Genomic DNA, 17,333 nt, shown 5'->3' on the forward strand with positions numbered 1-17,333 from the left:
GCTGCCCATGGATGGCTCAGGACTCCCGCGCCGCGTCGAGCACCAGCTCGCGCAGGTCGTGCGCAAAGCCTTCGAGCTCCGCCTCGCTGCCGGCGATCCAGCGGCCGAACACGTTGTAGGCCAGCACGGCAGGGATGGCCACGGCCAGGCCGGCGGCCGTCATCACCAGCGCCTCGCCCACCGGGCCGGACACCTTGTCTATGCCCCCGCTGCCCTCGGCGGCGATGCCCATGAGCGCGTGGTAAATGCCCCAGACCGTGCCGAAGAGGCCGATGAAGGGGGCCGTCGAGCCGATGGAGGCCAGCACCACCTGCCCGGCCTGGAGCTGGCCGAGGACACGGTGCAGCGCGTCGCGCAGGCGGCGGGTGAGCTGCGAGTCGGCATGGCCGTGCGCCTCCAGCGTGCCGCCGCGCGCGCCCGCTTGGGCAGCGTCCACCAGCGGCAGCAGCAGTTGCTCGCGGTCCATCGGGGCCAGGCGCTCGCGCGCGGCGTCCAGCGCCGGGGCGGCCCAAAAGGCCGGCACGCCGCGGGCGATGTCACGCGCGGCGCGGCGCAGCAGCCAGCCCTTCCACAGGATCAGCACCCACGCCGAGATGGACATCAGCAGCAGCAGCGCCGCCACGGTGCGGCCTATGCCGTCGCTGCGGTCCCAGAACGCCTGCAGGCCGTCCACGGCGCGGCGGCGGCGTCAGGCCAGGCCCAGCACGGCTTCCATGCCGAACAGGCCTTGCGGCTTGTCGGCCAGGAAGCGCGAGGCGCGCAGGCTGCCTTGCGCGTAGCCGGCGCGGCTGCTGCTCTTGTGGCTGATCTCGATGCGCTCGCCCGTGCCGGCGAACAGCACGGTGTGGTCGCCGATGATGTCGCCGCCGCGCACGGTGGCGAAGCCGATGGTGCTGGGGTCGCGCTCGCCGGTGACGCCCTCGCGGCCGTAGACGGCGCATTCCTTGAGGTCGCGGCCCAGGGCGGCGGCCACCACTTCGCCCATCTTGAGCGCCGTGCCGCTGGGGGCATCGACCTTGTGGCGGTGGTGGGCCTCGATGATCTCGATGTCGTAGCCCTGGCTCAGCGCGCGCGCGGCCATGTCCAGCAGCCGCATCACCACGTTCACGCCCACGCTCATGTTGGGCGCCATGACGATGGAAATGTCTTGGGCCGCCTCGTCGATCTGCGCCTTTTGCTCCTCGCTGAAGCCGGTCGTCCCGATCACCAGCTTCACGCCCAGCTCGCGGCAGGCCTGCAGGTGCGCCATGGTGCCTTCGGGGCGGGTGAAGTCGATGAGCACCTGCGCGTTGGCCAGGCCCTCGCGCAGGTCGGAGACGATGGCCACGCCGGCGGGGCGGCCGAGGAAGGCGGCGGCGTCCTGGCCCAGCGCGGGGCTGCCCGGGACGTCCAGCGCGCCGGCCAGCACGCAGTCGCCGGAATTGAGCACGGCCTCGATGAGCATGCGGCCCATGCGGCCGGAAGCGCCGGCGATGGCAATGCGCAGCGGCGCGGTGGCGGTGGAAGCGTTGGTGGTCGTCATGCGAGAAGGCTTGGGAGGAACGCGCGGGGGCTCAGGGCTCCAGCGTCGGGTAGTCGCGCGTGGCGCCGGTGGGCGCGGCAGCGGCGGGCGCGGCCTCGGTGCGGGCCGGCGCGGGCAGCTTGGCGCGCTGCTCCGGCGTCAGCTCCAGCACCGGCAGCTTGGCGGGCAGCTTGGCCGTGCTGATGGAGGAGACGAACTCGGCTTCGGAGGGCAGGTCCTGCGGCGCGTCCAGGCGCTGCAGCCGCTCGCCGTCGAAGTAGGCCGTCACGCTGCGGCGCTGCGGCTCGGCGCCGGTGCGGCGGATGGTGAAGATGTAGTCCCAGCGGTCGGCGTGGAACACGTCGGCGAGCAGCGGCGAGCCCAGGATGTCGCGTACCTGGGCGCGCGCCATGCCCGGCTGTATGGCCGCGGCCTGCTCGCGCGTGACCACGTTGCCCTGGACGATCTCGATGCGGTAAGGCGTCACCATGCCGAGCAGGTTCTGGTCCGAGGACTGCAGCGAGGCACAGCCCGCAAGAGTGCAGGCGGCCAGCAGCGCGGCGGGCAGGCGTGAGACTGATCGGTGCATGGGGATGGGCCTGCGCCGGGCCGGGCCTCGCAGGCTGGATATGATCCGGCCCATTCTACCGGCCCCCTTTCCGGGGGCCCGTCTGCCTGAGAGAGAGCCGTCATGACGCATGCCGATGAACTCAAGAGCAGCGGCCTGAAGGCGACGCTGCCCCGTATCAAGATCCTGGAGGTGTTCCAGAAAACCTCCCAGCGCCACATGACCGCCGAAGACGTGTTCAAGGCGCTGCTCATCGAAGGCTCGGACATCGGCCTGGCCACCGTTTACCGCGTGCTCATGCAGTTCGAGCAGGCCGGGCTGCTCACGCGCAGCCATTTCGAGTCCGGCAAGTCGGTGTTCGAGCTCAACGAGGGCCAGCACCACGACCATTTGGTGTGCCTGACCTGCGGCCGCGTGGAGGAGTTCTACGACCCGGAAATCGAGCGCCGCCAGCGCGCCGTGGCCGAGGCGCGGGGCTTTGCCATCCACGACCACGCCCTGGCCTTGTACGCCACCTGCACCAAGCAGGAGTGCCAGTTCCGGCCCAAGTAAACGCCCCCGCCATGAGCAAAGGGCGCCCTGGCGGGCGCCCTTTTCGCTTTTGCGGCGGCGGCCCTCGGCCGCGCTGACTGCGCGATCAGCGCTGCATGGCCTTCTGGTGGCGCTGAATGAACTCGTTGTAGGTGTCTATGCCGCGCAATTGCAGGATGGTGTTGCGCACGGCGGCTTCCACCAGCACGGCCAGGTTGCGGCCGGCGTCCACGGCGATGACGACCTTGCGCACGGGCACGCCCAGGATTTCCTCGTACAGCGGCTCGTAGGGCAGGCGCTCGAACTCGCGCTCCAGCGTCTCGCGGCGCACGAGGTGGACGATGAGCTTGAGCTTCATCTTCCGCCGCACCGCCGTCTCGCCAAAGATGGCCTTGATGTCCAGCAGGCCGATGCCGCGCACTTCCAGCAGGTTGAGCAGCAACTCGGGGCAGCGGCCCTCCAGCGCGTTCTGCGCCGTGCGGTGGATGTCCACCGCGTCGTCGGCCACCAGGCCGTGGCCGCGCGAGATCAGCTCCAGACCCAGCTCGCTCTTGCCCAGGCCGGACTCGCCCGTGAGCATCACGCCCAAGCCCAGGATGTCCATGAACACGCCGTGGCGCGTGGTGCGCTCGGCAAAGAGCTGGCCCAGGTAGCCGCGCAGCACGTCGATGACGTGGCCGGCCGACTCCTTGCTCGCGAACAGCGGAATGCCCGCGCGCTCGCACAGCCGCAGCATCACCTCCGGCGGCGGCTGGTCGTCGGCCACGACGACCATGGGCGGCTCCAGCGTGAGGATGCGCGTGGCGCGGCGCTCCTGGACTTCCGGCGGCACGGCGGTGAGGTAGCGCACCTCGCGCTCGCCCACGATCTGCACGCGGTAGGGGTGGATGTAGTTCAGGAACCCGACGAGGTCGGCCGAGGAGTGCGCCTCGCGCACGGCGGCGTCGTCGAAATGGCGCTCGGGGTGGGCGTGTCCGGCCACCCATTCCCAGCGCAAGGCCTTGCGATGCTCCTCGAACAGCGCTTCGGCACTGACTGAAATCGGCTTCATGCGGCGTTTCTTCTAATGTTGGAAGGAAGCCGCAAGCGCCATCGGGAAGCGGGTCAGGCCACCGATTTGAGCGGCTCCCAGTTCTGGATCAGCTTGTGCAGCGCGGCGGCGTCGGGCTCGGCCTTGAGGCGCTCGCGCAGCTCGCGATCGCTGAGCATCTCGGCGATCTCGGAGAGGATTTCCAGGTGCCGCTGCGTCGCGGCCTCGGGCACCAGCAGGAAGATCAGCAGGCTCACCGGCTCGTCGTCCGGCGCGTCAAAGGGAATGGCCTGCTGCACCCGCAGCACCGCCGCCAGCGGGTTCTTCAAACCCTTGATGCGGCCGTGCGGAATGGCCACGCCATGGCCCAGGCCGGTGGAACCCAGGCGCTCGCGCGCGAACAGGTTGTCCGACACCGTGGCGCGGGCGATGGAGTGCTGGTTCTCGAACAGCAGTCCCGCATGCTCGAAAACCCGCTTCTTGCTGGTGGCTTCCACATTCACCAGCACATTGGTGGCAGGCAGTATGGCGGCGAGACGGTTCATGGTGATTTCTCCGCGGCGCAGGTCCGGGCGAATGCGGAGACTGTGTCAGGGCGCTCGATTATAGAAAGCCCTCTTGTCACGCTTTCCGCAAGGGGTCCCCTGCGTCCTTCCTTGTTGCGTGAATGCTGCGCAAACCTGCCCGCCACGTCCACAGCAAAAAGCGGCCCCGTGGGGCCGCTTGCTGGGTGCGGGGCCCCGGTTCAGGCCCCCTCAAACGCGATCGGACACTCAGACGCTGGCAGGCAGCCGCTTGGCGGATGCGTGGTGATGCTCTTGCGTACGGTCTTTGTGGCGCATCACCTGGCGGTCGAGCTTGTCCATCAACTGATCAATCGCGGCATACAAATCCTCGTGCGACTGTTCGACGAAGATGTCCCGTCCCTTGACATGCAGCGTCACCTCGGCTCGCTGGCGACGGTCCTTTTCCTTGGACTTGTCTATGGCCAGCAGCACGTTGACATCGACCACCTGGTCGAAGTGGCGCGTGACTCGATCCAGCTTGGTGAGAACGTACTCACGCAGGGCAGGTGTCACGTCGAGATGGTGTCCGCTGATCGTCAGATTCATCAGAGCCTCCTTTCGGAAGTGTTGCTACCAAACGGGGGTGACCGCAGCACCTATCCCGTTGAGACCAGTTTGCCCCCGAGATTTGGTGGTGACAAGTTGATGACAGTACGGTTTGCCGGCGCTTTACGGTAAGAGTTGACGCAGCGCAAGGCCGGCATGAAGGGGTTTTGCACTGCGCGCTGATGCGACATTTGCCACCGTCGGCGCGTTCGCTGCGCCGCTTGGGCTGCCCAGGGCACGGGCGGCGGGGCACAATGATCCGCTGACCTCATGCAAACCATGAACCCCGAGTTCTTCAGCGCCATCGATACCGGCCGCGCGCGCAGCAACAACGAGGACGCGGTGGCGCTGGACGAAGCCGCGGCGCTTGCCGTGCTGGCCGACGGCATGGGCGGCTACAACGCCGGCGAGGTCGCCAGCGGCATGCTCACCACGCAACTGCGCAACGAGCTCGGCGCCTGGCTGCAGCAAACCGCCGACGCCGCCTCCGACCAGGAAGTGCGCAGCGCCATGGAGCTGTGCGTCGGCCAAGCCAACCGTGCCATCTTCGAAGCCGCCCGCGCCAACCCGCAGTACGCCGGCATGGGCACCACGCTGGTGATGCTGGTGTTCCGCGCCGGACACGTGCTCAGCGGCCACGTCGGCGACTCGCGCGCCTACCGGCTGCGCGGCCACAAGCTGTCGCGCCTCACGCGCGACCACTCGCTGCTGCAGGAGCAAATCGACGCCGGGCTCATCACGCCCGAGCAGGCGGCCTTCAGCGCGTACAAGAATCTCGTCACCCGCGCCGTGGGCGTGGAAGAGCGCGTGCTGCTGGAGACGCAACTGCACGAGCTGCACCCGGGCGACCTCTACCTGCTGTGCTCCGATGGCCTGTCCGACATGCTCGACGACAGCGCCATCGCCGAAATCCTGCTGGCCCACCAGGCCGACCTCGCGCAGGCCGGCCGCGCCCTGGTGGACGCGGCCAACCAGGCGGGGGGAAAAGATAACATCGCCGTCATCCTGGCCCGCGTACCGGGGGCCGCGGCGGCATCCCGCTCCTGGTGGCCGTTCAAGCGCTGAGGCGCGCTGCCCCCTCGCCGTCCGCCCCTCCCGCCGTTGCCAGCCACACGAGGACAAGCATGGGCAAACTGGTCGTCTCCCTGGACGGCGTCGTGATCAAGCAGGTCGAGCTCACCAAGGACAAGACCACCCTGGGCCGCCGCCCCTACAACGACATCGTCATCGACAACCTGGCCGTCAGCGGCGAGCACGCCGTGCTGCAAAGAGCGGGCGAGGCGGTGTTCATCGAAGACCTCAACAGCACCAACGGCACCTACATCAACGGCCGCGCCATACGACGCCAGCAGCTCTCGCACAACGACAGCGTGGAGATCGGCAAGTACAAGCTGCGCTACCTGGCCCGCGACAGCGGCGACTTCGAGCCCGCGCCGGCCGCTGCGCGCCCAACCGGCGTGGCCGACTTCGCCCACACCGCACCGCTGCCCGGCATGAGCGAGGGGTTCAGCCACTACACCGCCGCCGAGCTGCCCGCGGCCTCCGCAGCGCTCAAGGTGCTCAACGGCAACGCCGCCGGACACGAGGCGCAGCTCACCAAGATCGTCACCACCGTGGGCAAGCCCGGCGTGCAGGTGGCCAGCATCACGCGGCGCCCAAACGGCTACGTGCTCACGCACGTGGAAGGCGGCTCGCGGCCCAGCGTCAACGGCGCGCCGCTGCATGCCGACGCCGTGACGCTGCGCGACGGCGACGTCATAGAGCTCGCCGGCACGCAGATGCTCTTCGTCCTGCAACGCTGATGCGGCAAGGCGCGATCCGCGGCGCGCCGCAAGCTCCATCGCCTTCCATGGACATCCGCGTCCTGGGCTGCGCCGGCGCCATTGCCGCCGGCAGCTTCACCACCTCCTTCCTGCTGGACGGCGACGTGCTCGTGGACGCGGGCACCGGCGTGGGCACGCTCACGCTGGAAGAGCTCGCGCGCATAGACCACATCCTGCTGAGCCACTCGCACCTGGACCACGTGTTGGGCGTGCCGCTGCTGGCCGACAGCGTGATGCGGCTGCGCGCGGCGGCCGGCCGCGGCCCCATCCGCGTCCACGCCCTCCCCGAGACGCTGCAGACGCTGCGCGAGCACGTCTTCAACAACCGCATCTGGCCGGACTTCACCCGGCTGCCCTCGGAGCAGTCGCCCGTGCTGGTGCTGCAGCCGCTGGCCGTGGGCGACGTCCTGGTGCTGGGCGAGCGCCGCATCGAGGTGCTCAGCGCCCACCACACCGTGCCGGCCGTGGGCTTTGCCGCCTCGGCAACGCCTGGCGGCCCCTGCTGGGTCTACACCGGCGACACCGGCCCCAACGAGCCGCTGTGGCAACGCCTGGCCCAACTGCCGGTGGCCCATCTCGTGATCGAAACCTCCTTCTGCGACGAGGAAGCCACCCTGGCGCAGCTCAGCCGCCACCTCTGCCCAAGCATGCTGGCCGAGCTGCCGCTGAGCGATCTGCCCGCGCCGGCGCAACTGCACATCACCCACGTCAAGCCCGGCGAGGTGAAGACGGTGATGGAGCAGCTCCGCCGCCACGGCCTCAAGGCCCGCGCCCTGCGCAGCGGCGACCGCCTCACGCTGCGCTGACGCCCGTCCGCGCGCGGACGGGCCTGCCGTTTGTACTGAGCCTGCGCGCCCTGCCCCGGCCTCAGCATCGCAGGCACCGGCGCGGCCGCGCCGGGCAAGCTGTTCCCGCCCTCAGCAGTGCGGCCGCAGTGCGCCGGCAGCAGCCCGGTTTCCTTCCTCGCAAGACCCGGGCAACGACGTCTTTCCATCCGAGGAGGAGTTCGCAATGCCAAGCCTTTGCCGTCGCCGTACCTGCCCGCAGCAACAACAGCGCCGCCGCCGTGGCTTCACGCTAATAGAGCTGATGATCGTCGTGGCCATCATCGGCATCCTGGGCGCCGTGGGCCTGCCGCTCTACCAGAACTACATCGTCAAGGCCCGCGTGGGCAACGCGCTGCGCTCCGTGGACGCGGTCAAGACGGCCGTGAGCGTGTGCATCCAGGAGCAGGGCGGCGTGCTCACCGGCTGCAACGCCGGCGACCGCGGCGTGCCCGCCTTCACGCCCACCAAGGAAGTGGCCTCCGCCACCGTGGAGAACGGCGTGATCCAGGCCACGCTGGCCGACGGCATAGGCAGCGGCGTGGACGGCAAGACCATCACCTTCACGCCCGCTCCCGGCAGCTCCAGCGTGGTCTGGACCACCACGACCACCGTCACCCATGCCGACGCCGCCGCGCTCATCCAGAAGAACAACCCGCCCGCCGCCGCAGGCAGCGCCTCCGGTGCCGTCTTGTGAGCCCGCCCTGAAATCCGCACGCGGCAGCCCTGCCGCACGGAACAAAAAACCTTCGAAGACCGCCATCGGCGGTCTTTTTTTGTGGACAGCGCAAGGTTGCCCACAAGGTTGTTCACGGGTGGCGCAAGGGTGTTCGGCTCGGCCTGCGGCGCCCACAACCATTTACGCCAGTACTAACGTTTTTAATTGGTCATGGTGGTAGAGCAGCCTTTTTGATGTGGACAACTCTGGTTTTCCCTTGCTTATCAACAACTTGTGCGCCGCATAAGGCTGTGGGCCCGCCTGCCGGATTAGTTCTTTCCAAAACACAACAACTTGGCGCCGGGACGTTGCGCGTGTGGACAAGCCCGACTTGTCCAGACAACTGTCCACAGGCTTGTACAGGGTGGTGCGAGGGGGGCTCGCCGCTTCTTGCTAGAGTGCGCCGCCTTCGTTTTCCGCCTTGACCCGTGCCCTTGATGCCCTCTTACGCGCTGTCGCTTGCGGCGCTGCTGGCCTGCTGTGTCCCCGCGCTGGTGGCGTTCAACCTGCCGCCCTCGGCCACTTTCTTCAACCAGGCCGCAGCGATTGGGCTGTGGGGCGTGTTCGCGGCGGTGTTGGGCGCCTCGCGCGTGCTGGCAGGGGCCCGCGCGGCGGCGGCGCTGCTGCTGGCGCTGGCCCTGCTGGCTGCCGGCGTGCTGTGGTCGGCCGCGGTGGCGCTGCCGGCAAGCCTGGCGGCGTCGGCACTTGGGCTGCTGCTGGCGGCGCTGCTGCTGGCCTGGTCGGCCGCGGCGCTGGAGCCGCAGGCCCGGCGCCAGGCGTTGCAGGCCTTTTGCCTGGGCTGGGTGGTGGTGGGGGTGCTCAGCAGCCTGATCGCGCTGGTGCAGGTGTTCGCGCCCGCGTGGGCTGACGGCGTGCTGGTGGCGCGCTCGGGCTTTCCGGGCCGTGCGGTGGGCAACCTGCGGCAGCCGAATCACCTGAGCTCGCTGCTGCTGTGGTCGGTGGTGGCGCTGGTGCCGCTGCGCGAGGCGGGCCGCCTGGCCACCCGCGCCGCGCTCCCCCTGGGCGCCTTGTTCGTCGTCGCCATCGAACTGTCGGGCTCGCGCACGGGCAGCGTGGGCGTGCTGCTGCTGGCGCTGTGGGGCGTGGTGGACAAGCGCCTCTCGCGCGACAGCCGCCTGCTGCTCGTGGGCGCACCGCTGCTCTATGCGGGTTGGGCGCTGGTGCTCAAGCTGCTGCAAACCGACGCGTTGGGCGCGGCCACGCGCTTGGGCGAGTCGGACCCGTCGAGCTCACGCTTCGGCATCTGGAGCAACACGCTGACGCTGATCGCGCAGCAGCCCTGGAGCGGCGTGGGCTTCGGCCAGTTCAACTTCGCCTGGACGCTCACGCCCTTTCCCGGCCGCCCGGTGGCCTTCTTCGACCACACGCACAACCTGGCGCTGCAGTTCGCGGTGGAGTTGGGCGTGCCGCTGGCGCTGCTGGTGCTGGCCCTGATGTCGCTGGCGCTCTGGCAAGCCTGGCGGCGCAGCCTGTGCGTGGCGGGTGCCGAGGGCGCCGCGCTGCGCGCCGGTTTCGTGATGGTGCTGCTCATGGCGCTGCACAGCCAGTTGGAGTACCCGCTGTGGTATGCCTATTTCCTCTTGCCCACGGCCTGGATGTGGGGCGCCTGTCTGGGCCCGCAGAACGAGGGCCCTGCCGCGGAGCCGTCCACCGCAGCCTCGCCCACAGGATTCGGCCTTGCGCTGCGCCTGCCCGGCCTGCTGCTGGCCGCGGGCGCGCTGTTCTCGCTGGGCGACTACGGCCGCGTGGTGGCCATCTTCACGCCGGCGCCCACGGCCGGGCCGCTGGAGCAGCGCATCGCCATCGGCCAGCGCAGCGTGTTCTTCGCGCACCACGCCGACTACGCCGCGGCCACCACGGCGGCGGTGCCGGCCGACGCCCTGCCCGCCTTCGGCCGTGCCACGCATTTCCTGCTGGACACGCGGCTCACGCAGTCCTGGGCCGAGGCGCTGGCCGACGCGGGCGACCTCGACCGCGCCCGCCACGTGGCACAGCGCCTGCGCGAGTTCCACTACCCGGCGTCCGAGCCCTTCTTCGAGGTCTGCGACGACGAGTCGCTCAGGGCGCTCAAACCCTTCCAGTGCGAGGCGCCGCAGCGCCCGCTCACCTGGCGGGACTTTCTCGACCACTGACGGCGCTGCGGCGGCGCCGCCGTGGGCTCACTCAGGACTGCGCCTGCCAGTGCCCCGACTTCCCGCCCTTCTTCTCCAGCAGCCGGATGTCGCTCATGACCATGCCCTTGTCGGCGGCCTTGCACATGTCGTAGACCGTGAGCAGGCCCACCTGCACGGCGGTGAGCGCTTCCATTTCCACGCCGGTGACGCCCACCGTCTCGGCCTGCACCGTGCAATGCACGCCGGGGAGCTGCTCGTCGATGTCCAGCTCCACCGCCACGCGCGTGAGCGGCAGCGGGTGGCACAGAGGGATGAGGTCGGACGTGCGCTTGGCCGCCTGGATGGCGGCGATGCGGGCGATGCCCAGCACGTCGCCCTTCTTGGCCGTGCCTTCGCGAATGAGCGCCAAGGTGTCAGGCAGCATGCGGATGCTGCCCGTGGCGCGCGCCACGCGGTGCGTCGCGGCCTTGGCCGAGACGTCCACCATGTGGGCCTGGCCCTGGCTGTCGAAATGGGTAAGCGGGTTGTTCATGGTCGGAAACCTGGCAGCAAGAGGGCGGTGCGATCATAGCCAGCCGTTTTCCGCCATCCCGCGAACGTGAAACACCCCTTAGCCGTCTCCGCCCTCGTCGCCGGCCTGGCGCTGGCCGCCCTGCCGGCCACCGCGCCGCGGGCACAGTCGTCGCTGCCCGCGCTGGGCGATTCGGTCTCCGGCGAGTTCAGCGTGGATGCCGAGCGCCGCTTGGGCGAGCAGATCATGCGCGAGATACGCCGTGACCCGGCCTACCTCGACGACCCGCTGCTGCTGGACTACGTGCAGTCGCTGTGGCAGCCGCTGGTGGGCGCGGCCAAGCGCCGCGGCGAAATCGGCGCCGACACGGCTGGCGCCTTCGCCTGGGAGGTGTTCCTGGTGCTGGACCGCAGCGTCAACGCCTTCGCCCTGCCCGGCGGCCACGTGGGCGTGCACCTGGGCCTCATCGCCATGACGGTCAGCCGCGACGAGCTCGCCGCCGTGCTCGCGCACGAGCTCTCGCACGTCACCCAGCGCCACATCGCGCGCAGCATCAGCAGCTCCTCGCGCCAGAGCATGGTGGGCCTGGCGGCCATGATCCTGGGCGTGCTGGCCTCCGCGCGCACCGGCAACGCCGCCATGGCGCAGGCCGCGGTGGTGGGCGGCCAGGCCGCCATGGTGCAGGGCCAGCTCAACTACTCGCGCGACATGGAGCGCGAGGCCGACCGCGTGGGCTACGGCGTGCACAGCGACGCCGGCTACGCCAGCGCCGGCGTGGCAGGCATGTTCGAGAAGCTGGAGCACGCCAACCGGCTCAACGACAGCAACAACTACCCCTACCTGCGCTCGCACCCGCTGACCACCGAGCGCATCGGCGAGGCCCGCGCCCGCGTGCAGGCCGACCCCCACGCCGCGCGCAACATGCCTGCCGACGGCGCCTTCGAGCACGCGCTGGCCCAGGCCCGCGCCCGCGTGCTCATGGACACCTCCGTGCAGGCGCTGCGCCGCGCCCAGGCGCAGCAGCCGGGGCCCGGCGCCTCGGCCTCCGAGCGGCTGGGCCTGCTCTACGCGCAGGCGCTGGCCTCCACGCTGCTGCGCGAGTTCGAGCCGGCCGACACCGCCCTGGCCGCGGCCGACACCCTGCTGCAGCGCGAAGCGCCGGCCGCGGCGCGCGGCGGCGACGCCACGCAATGGCTGCAGCTGTTGCGCGTGCAATCGCTGCTGGCCCGCGGCGATGGCCGAGCGGCCCAGCAGCGCATGCAGGCGCTGCCTGAGGGCGGCATGTCACGAGCGCTGCTGCTGTGGCGGGCGCAAACCGATCTCGCCGCCGCCCGCGCCGGTGCCCCAGCCGACGCCTTGCGCCGCAGCACCGAGGCGCTTCAAACCTGGGTGGCCGAGCGCCGCGACGACGCCGGCGCCTGGCAGCAGCTTGCGCAGTGCGCCGACCAATTGGGCCTGAAGCTGCGCGCCGTGCGCGCCGAAGCCGAGTCGCACGCCGCGCTGGGCGACATCCCCGGCGCGGTGGACCGGCTGCGCGCCGGCCAGCAGCTCGCGCGCAGCGGCGCGGCGCCGGCCGACTTCATAGAGGCGTCCATCATCGACGCCCGCCTGCGCGAGATGGAGGCGCGCAGGCGCGAGCTGGACAAGGAAATGCGCAACGAGCGCTGAAGGCCTTGGCGGCGGCGGCGCGCCGCGCCGTCCGCGTTCCAGCGTCCAGGCGGCGCAGATCAGTCGCCGAAGACGGATTCCATGGCCGAGTCGATCACCATGCCGCACAGGCTGTAGATCACCGAGCCCACCAGCGCGGCAAAGAAGCCGTTGACGTTGAAACCGTTCAGCACCGACGCCGTTGCCCAGAACAGCACCGCGTTGATGACGAACAGGAACAGCCCAAGCGTCAGCAGCGTCACCGGCAGCGTCAGCAACACCAGCAGCGGCCGCACCACCGTGTTGAGCAGCCCAAGCACCAGTGCCGCCACCATGGCGGTGCCGAAGCTCGTCACCGACACGCCCGGGTAGAGATACGCCACCAGCAACAACGCGGCGGCCAGCAACAGCCAACGGACCAGCAGTTTCATGCGGCCAAGCATAGCCGCGCTGCCACCGCGCGCGGCGGCATCCGCACCCGCCGCAGCACCGCCGCCACGCCCGTGCTTTGTTTCCCGAACCGGGCTGCGGCAGCGGGTTCCTTAAGAATTCTTAAGGTTTTATATGTATTGAGAATAATTCGTGTTTAGAATAGGCACACACAGTTTGTGACTTTGGTCAATAAGGACCAACGGAGCCCTCCCCGATGAACCTGCCGCCCCTGCCCGCCGGACATCCGGAACCGATGTCGCCCAACGCCCGCCGCGCGTTGGGCGCCGGCATGCTGGCGGCGCACGTGGCCGTGGGCTGGGCGCTGTTGCAGTTGCAACCGGTGCGCGAGGCCGTGGCCGAGGTGCTGCCGCTGACGGTCGATTTCATTGCCCCGCCCGCGCCCGTGCCGGCCCCGCCGCCGCCGCCGCAGCAACGCGTGTTGCCCAAGCCCGCGCCGGCGCCCAAGCCCGTCATCACCAGCGCGCCCACGCCCGCGCCGCAGCCGCCGGTCTTCGTCGCGCCGCCGCCTCCGCTGGAGCCGCCCGCGCCCGTGGCCGCGCCGCCGGCCCCACCGGTGCCTCCGGCGCCGCCCGCGCCACCGGCCGCGCCGCCGCAGCCCAAGACCATCGCCATCAGCGCCGTCGAGTACCTCACGCCGCCGGTGCTGAACTACCCGGCCGCCGCGCGCCGCGCCGGCGAGTCCGGCCGGGTCAACGTGCGCGTGCTGGTGGACGCCAGGGGCATGCCGCAGCAGATGCAGGTGACGCGCTCCTCCGGATTCGCCCGCCTGGACGAGGCGGCGCTCGCCACCGTGCGCGCCACCCGCTTCAAGCCCTACATGGAAAACGGCCAGCCCCACGCCTTCTGGGTGCTGATGCCCCTGATCTTCGAACTGGAGGAATGAGCCATGAACGAAACCCAAACCGCCGTGGGCTTCGCCCATTTCCTGGCCCAAAGCGATGCCGTGGGCAAAGGCCTGCTGCTCATCCTCGTGGGCATGTCGGTGCTGTCCTGGGCGCTGATTGCCATCAAGGGCATCGCGCACCTGCTGCGCAAGAGGCGCAGCGAGCACTTCCTGCGCTTCTTCTGGGACGCGCGCTCGCTCGATGAGGTGGGCAACGAGATCAGCACCCACGGCGCGCACGACCCGTTCTCGCACCTGACCGCGCATGCCATGCACGCGCAGTCGCACCACGCCAAGTACGGCTCGGCCAAGCTCAGCGAGGCCGGCTCGGCGCAGGATTTCGTCACCCGCACCATCAAGAAGGTGCTGGACGAGGAAACCACCCGGCTGGAGAACGGCCTGACCGCCCTGGCCACCGTGGGCGCCACCGCGCCCTTCGTGGGCCTGTTCGGCACGGTGTGGGGCGTCTACCACGCGCTGCTGGCCATCGGCATGAGCGGCGCGGGCACGCTGGACAAGGTGGCCGGCCCCGTGGGCGAGGCGCTGATCATGACCGGCATCGGCCTGGCCGTGGCCATCCCCGCGGTGGTCGCCTACAACGCCTTCACCCGCAGCAACCGCGTGCTCAACGCCCGGCTCGACGCCTTCGCCTTCGAGCTGCTGACCTTCCTGTCCATGGGCCAGACCATGAAGCCCGCGTCGGCCGAGCCGGCGGCCGAGCAAGGCGCCAACGTGCGCGGCCTGCGCGCGGCCAGCTGACGCCCCACGCGCTGATCGATCCCAAGGAGCCCAAGCCATGGCCTTCGCCAGCTTCGACCGCAAGACCTCTTCCGCGCCGGTGTCCGACATCAACATGGTCCCGCTCATCGACGTGATGCTGGTGCTGCTGGTGATCTTCATCGTCACCGCGCCGCTGCTCACCCACGCCGTGAAGCTGGACCTGCCCAAGGCCAGCAGCGCCGTCAACCAGGCGCCGCCGCAGAAGGTGGAGTTCGCCATAGACGCCGCGGGCCAGCGCTTCTGGAACGGCGAGATGGTCACGCGCGAGGACGCCGCCGCGCGCTTCGCCGCCGAGGGCGCCAAGGATCCGCAGCCGGAAGTGCACCTGCGCGCCGACCAGTCGGTGGCCTACCGCTTCGTGGCCGAAACCCTGGCCGACGCCTCCAAGGCCGGGCTGTCCAAGGTCGGCTTCGTCAGCACGCCCGAAACGCCCTGATCCCGCGGGCTGCGCGGCCTACCGCCACGCGCCCGTCCCCCGTTTCCCCTTCCCTTTTGAACGGGCGCCGCGTGCGTTCCGGCCGAACTCAACCTGGAGATTTGCATGACCACAAGAACCGACCGCCGCGCCCTGCTGCCGCTGGGCGCCCTGGCCGCGGGATTCAGCATTGCCGGCGCCGCGCTGGCGCAGCAGGCCGACGCCCCGGCCGCCAAGGACAGCGAGGCCGTGATGCCCGCCGTGCGCGCCAAGGCCGCCGGCGAGCCCAAGGGCAACGACAGCCTGCGCACCACCACCACCACCATAGGCAAGGGCAAGCAGGCGCTGCGCGACATCCCGCAGTCCGTGACGGTAGCCACCGAGAAGCTCATCGAGGACCGCAACCTCGACACGCTCAAGGAAACGCTCAAGACCACCGGCGGCATCGCCTTCATGGCCGCCGAAGGCGGCGAGGAGGACATCCGGCTGCGCGGCTTCTCGCTGCAGCAGTCGGGCGACATCTTCGTGGACGGCATGCGCGAGCCCGCCTTCTACGACCGCGACACCTTCAACTACGACCGCCTGGAGCTGCTGCGCGGCTCGGCCTCGCTGCTGTTCGGACGCGGCTCCACCGGTGGCGCTGTCAACCAGGTCACCAAGGTGCCGCAGCTCAGCGACGAGCACGAAGTGCGCGTGACGGCTGGCAACCACGACTACCGCCGCTTCACCGGCGACTTCAACCTGCAGACGGGGGAAGAGTCGGCGGTGCGCGTGAACACCATGTACACCAAGGCCGACAACAACGGCTCAGGCAGCCGCATCGAGAAGGGCGGCGTGGCCGGCGCCTTCCGCACCGGCATCGGCACGGCCGACGAGTTCACGGTGTCACTGTTCCACCTCAACAACAACAACGGCATCAACTACGGCCTGCCCTGGATACGTGCCAACAGCACGGCCACCAGCGCCACCAACCAGCCTTTGCCGGGGCTGTCGCCCGATGCCTACTACGGCATGGCCAGCGACTACAACGACGGCCGCGCCACCTTGGGCACGCTCGCCCACGTGCACCGCTTCGACAACACGACCGAGCTGCGCACCGTGGTGCGCAAGGGCCGTTTCGCGCGCGACCAGCGCGCCAGCACCGTCCGGCTCGGCAGCGGCGTATATGCCGACAACTTCGGTCCGTCCTCGGTCTTCACCCGCGGCTTCCAGCCCAAGATCCAGGATCTGGAAACGCTGCAACTGCAAAGCGACTTCAGCGCCAAGTTCAACGCGCTGGGCGTGCGCCACGAGGTGATCACCGGCGTGGACTTCTCCCGCGAGGAAAAGAACGTCTACAACATGCGCAACGCCCAGCAGGGCGGCGTGGTGCCGGCCAAGCCCAACACCACGGCCGGCACGCCTGACGACGGCGCGTGGGTGGACGAGGGCTCGCGCGTGCAAAAGCCGCTCAACAGCTTCGAGGCCAAGTCCTGGGGCGTGTATGCGCAGGACATGGTGCACGTGGCCCCCATGTGGAAAGTGGTGGGCGGCGTGCGCTATGACCGCATGAAAGGCGACTACACCGGCTATGCGCTCCCCACCAACGCGCCCGCCCCCTTCACCGTGACCAACTACGAGCAAAAGATCGGCGAGTGGAGCAAGCGCGTGGGCGTGCTGTTCCAGCCCAACGACCTGCACTCCTACCATTTTTCCTGGGGCACGTCCTTCAATACCTCGGGCGACGCCTATTCCTACAGTGAGTTCAGCGCCAACACGCCGCCGGAGCAGAGCGAGAACCTGGAGCTGGGCGCCAAGCTTGACAGCGCCAACGGCCGCTTCACTACCCGCTTGGCGCTGTTCCGCTCCACCAAGAAGAACGAGCGCAACACCGACGCGCCCAACGGCCCGCTGGGCCAGCAGGAGTACCTGCTGTCGGCCAAGCGCCACAGCACCGGCTTTGAAATCGACGTCACCGGCCGCCTCACGCCCAAGTGGGAGGTGTGGGGCTCCTACATGTGGATTCCCGAGGCCAAGGTCGACGCCACGGCCAACTCCACCAGCATAGGCAACCGCGTCGGCGACCGCCCCGGCCTCACGCCCAAGCACAGCGGCAGCTTCTGGACCACCTACCAGGTACTGCCGCAACTGCGCCTGGGTGCGGGCGTGAACTTCCGCAGCAGCCAGGCGCCCGCGGACTTGTCCACCAACAACGGTGGCCAGCGTTTCGAAGCCCCGGGCTGGGCCACTGTGGACCTGATGGGCGAGTACACCTTCAACGACAAGATGTCGCTCAAGGTCAACGTCAACAACGTGGCCGACAAGTACTACGCCGATTCGCTCTACCGCGGCCACTACATCCCCGGCTTCGGCCGGCTGGTGCAGGCGCAGCTGATCACGAAGTTCTGATCTGATGCGCTCCT

At 69.5% G+C, this 17,333-nt stretch carries 19 protein-coding genes; 11 read left to right on the forward strand and 8 right to left on the reverse strand.

Annotated features, from left to right (window positions below):
- Positions 1 to 16 precede the first annotated feature (16 nt).
- The 3 genes from ALA01S_RS00725 to ALA01S_RS00735 are packed head-to-tail and all read right to left on the reverse strand — an operon-like array spanning position 17 to position 2,090.
- On the reverse strand, positions 17 to 673 hold the full coding sequence (locus tag ALA01S_RS00725) for a MotA/TolQ/ExbB proton channel family protein (protein ID WP_238455647.1): 657 nt from the start codon (positions 671 to 673) through the stop codon (positions 17 to 19).
- A 15-nt stretch (positions 674 to 688) separates the two neighbouring features.
- The gene (dapB, locus tag ALA01S_RS00730) at positions 689 to 1,522 is read right to left on the reverse strand and encodes a 4-hydroxy-tetrahydrodipicolinate reductase (RefSeq protein WP_066330654.1); all 834 of its coding nucleotides are present in this window, start codon (positions 1,520 to 1,522) and stop codon (positions 689 to 691) included.
- A 31-nt stretch (positions 1,523 to 1,553) separates the two neighbouring features.
- The gene (locus tag ALA01S_RS00735) at positions 1,554 to 2,090 is read right to left on the reverse strand and encodes an outer membrane protein assembly factor BamE (protein WP_066330655.1); all 537 of its coding nucleotides are present in this window, start codon (positions 2,088 to 2,090) and stop codon (positions 1,554 to 1,556) included.
- 102 nt (positions 2,091 to 2,192) lie between these two features.
- On the opposite strand from ALA01S_RS00735, the gene fur reads away from it, so the two are divergent.
- The gene (fur, locus tag ALA01S_RS00740; RefSeq protein ID WP_066330656.1) at positions 2,193 to 2,621 is read left to right on the forward strand and encodes a ferric iron uptake transcriptional regulator; all 429 of its coding nucleotides are present in this window, start codon (positions 2,193 to 2,195) and stop codon (positions 2,619 to 2,621) included.
- A gap of 85 nt (positions 2,622 to 2,706) precedes the next feature.
- Here the strand turns inward: fur and hprK are convergent, their stop codons facing one another.
- The 3 genes from hprK to hpf form a co-directional block, all read right to left on the reverse strand.
- On the reverse strand, positions 2,707 to 3,651 hold the full coding sequence (gene hprK / locus ALA01S_RS00745) for an HPr(Ser) kinase/phosphatase (RefSeq protein ID WP_066330665.1): 945 nt from the start codon (positions 3,649 to 3,651) through the stop codon (positions 2,707 to 2,709).
- Positions 3,652 to 3,704: 53 nt separating this feature from the next.
- Positions 3,705 to 4,175, reverse strand: coding sequence for a PTS sugar transporter subunit IIA (locus ALA01S_RS00750; protein WP_066330666.1), 471 nt, complete (start codon positions 4,173 to 4,175; stop codon positions 3,705 to 3,707).
- 228 nt (positions 4,176 to 4,403) lie between these two features.
- Entirely contained in the window at positions 4,404 to 4,742 is a 339-nt protein-coding gene (gene hpf / locus ALA01S_RS00755) for a ribosome hibernation-promoting factor, HPF/YfiA family (protein ID WP_066330668.1), read from the reverse strand.
- A 279-nt stretch (positions 4,743 to 5,021) separates the two neighbouring features.
- Here hpf and ALA01S_RS00760 point away from each other — a divergent pair, with 279 nt between their 5' ends.
- From ALA01S_RS00760 to ALA01S_RS00780, 5 genes are all read left to right on the forward strand, one after another.
- On the forward strand, positions 5,022 to 5,807 hold the full coding sequence (locus tag ALA01S_RS00760) for a Stp1/IreP family PP2C-type Ser/Thr phosphatase (protein ID WP_066330791.1): 786 nt from the start codon (positions 5,022 to 5,024) through the stop codon (positions 5,805 to 5,807).
- Between the two features lie 59 nt (positions 5,808 to 5,866).
- The gene (locus ALA01S_RS00765) at positions 5,867 to 6,544 is read left to right on the forward strand and encodes an FHA domain-containing protein (RefSeq protein ID WP_066330669.1); all 678 of its coding nucleotides are present in this window, start codon (positions 5,867 to 5,869) and stop codon (positions 6,542 to 6,544) included.
- 47 nt (positions 6,545 to 6,591) lie between these two features.
- Entirely contained in the window at positions 6,592 to 7,371 is a 780-nt protein-coding gene (locus ALA01S_RS00770) for an MBL fold metallo-hydrolase (protein ID WP_066330794.1), read from the forward strand.
- A gap of 205 nt (positions 7,372 to 7,576) precedes the next feature.
- Positions 7,577 to 8,086, forward strand: a complete 510-nt coding sequence (locus tag ALA01S_RS34570; protein ID WP_066330670.1) for a pilin — start codon at positions 7,577 to 7,579, stop codon at positions 8,084 to 8,086.
- A gap of 458 nt (positions 8,087 to 8,544) precedes the next feature.
- Positions 8,545 to 10,260, forward strand: a complete 1,716-nt coding sequence (locus ALA01S_RS00780; RefSeq protein WP_084267096.1) for a PglL family O-oligosaccharyltransferase — start codon at positions 8,545 to 8,547, stop codon at positions 10,258 to 10,260.
- 31 nt (positions 10,261 to 10,291) lie between these two features.
- Here ALA01S_RS00780 and moaC read toward each other — a convergent pair whose 3' ends face one another.
- A complete protein-coding gene (moaC, locus tag ALA01S_RS00785) occupies positions 10,292 to 10,774 on the reverse strand; it encodes a cyclic pyranopterin monophosphate synthase MoaC (RefSeq protein ID WP_066330674.1) in 483 nt (160 codons plus the stop codon).
- Between the two features lie 66 nt (positions 10,775 to 10,840).
- On the opposite strand from moaC, the gene ALA01S_RS00790 reads away from it, so the two are divergent.
- Positions 10,841 to 12,421, forward strand: coding sequence for a M48 family metalloprotease (locus tag ALA01S_RS00790; RefSeq protein ID WP_066330676.1), 1,581 nt, complete (start codon positions 10,841 to 10,843; stop codon positions 12,419 to 12,421).
- Between the two features lie 59 nt (positions 12,422 to 12,480).
- On the opposite strand, the gene ALA01S_RS00795 is transcribed toward ALA01S_RS00790, so the two are convergent.
- Positions 12,481 to 12,831, reverse strand: a complete 351-nt coding sequence (locus ALA01S_RS00795; protein ID WP_066330798.1) for a phage holin family protein — start codon at positions 12,829 to 12,831, stop codon at positions 12,481 to 12,483.
- A gap of 215 nt (positions 12,832 to 13,046) precedes the next feature.
- Between ALA01S_RS00795 and ALA01S_RS35290 the strand changes: the two genes are divergently transcribed.
- The 4 genes from ALA01S_RS35290 to ALA01S_RS00815 all read left to right on the forward strand — a co-directional run bounded on the left by ALA01S_RS35290 (position 13,047) and on the right by ALA01S_RS00815 (position 17,319).
- Positions 13,047 to 13,736 carry an energy transducer TonB gene (locus tag ALA01S_RS35290; RefSeq protein ID WP_066330677.1) on the forward strand — a complete coding sequence of 230 codons (690 nt, stop codon included), beginning with the start codon at positions 13,047 to 13,049 and terminating at the stop codon, positions 13,734 to 13,736.
- Between the two features lie 3 nt (positions 13,737 to 13,739).
- A complete protein-coding gene (locus ALA01S_RS00805; RefSeq protein ID WP_066330678.1) occupies positions 13,740 to 14,495 on the forward strand; it encodes a MotA/TolQ/ExbB proton channel family protein in 756 nt (251 codons plus the stop codon).
- A 37-nt stretch (positions 14,496 to 14,532) separates the two neighbouring features.
- On the forward strand, positions 14,533 to 14,952 hold the full coding sequence (locus tag ALA01S_RS00810) for an ExbD/TolR family protein (RefSeq protein ID WP_066330682.1): 420 nt from the start codon (positions 14,533 to 14,535) through the stop codon (positions 14,950 to 14,952).
- A 105-nt stretch (positions 14,953 to 15,057) separates the two neighbouring features.
- On the forward strand, positions 15,058 to 17,319 hold the full coding sequence (locus ALA01S_RS00815; protein WP_066330683.1) for a TonB-dependent receptor: 2,262 nt from the start codon (positions 15,058 to 15,060) through the stop codon (positions 17,317 to 17,319).
- Positions 17,320 to 17,333: the final 14 nt, after the last annotated feature.

The organism is Azohydromonas lata NBRC 102462, assembly GCF_001571085.1.
GTDB lineage: Bacteria > Pseudomonadota > Gammaproteobacteria > Burkholderiales > Burkholderiaceae_C > Azohydromonas > Azohydromonas lata.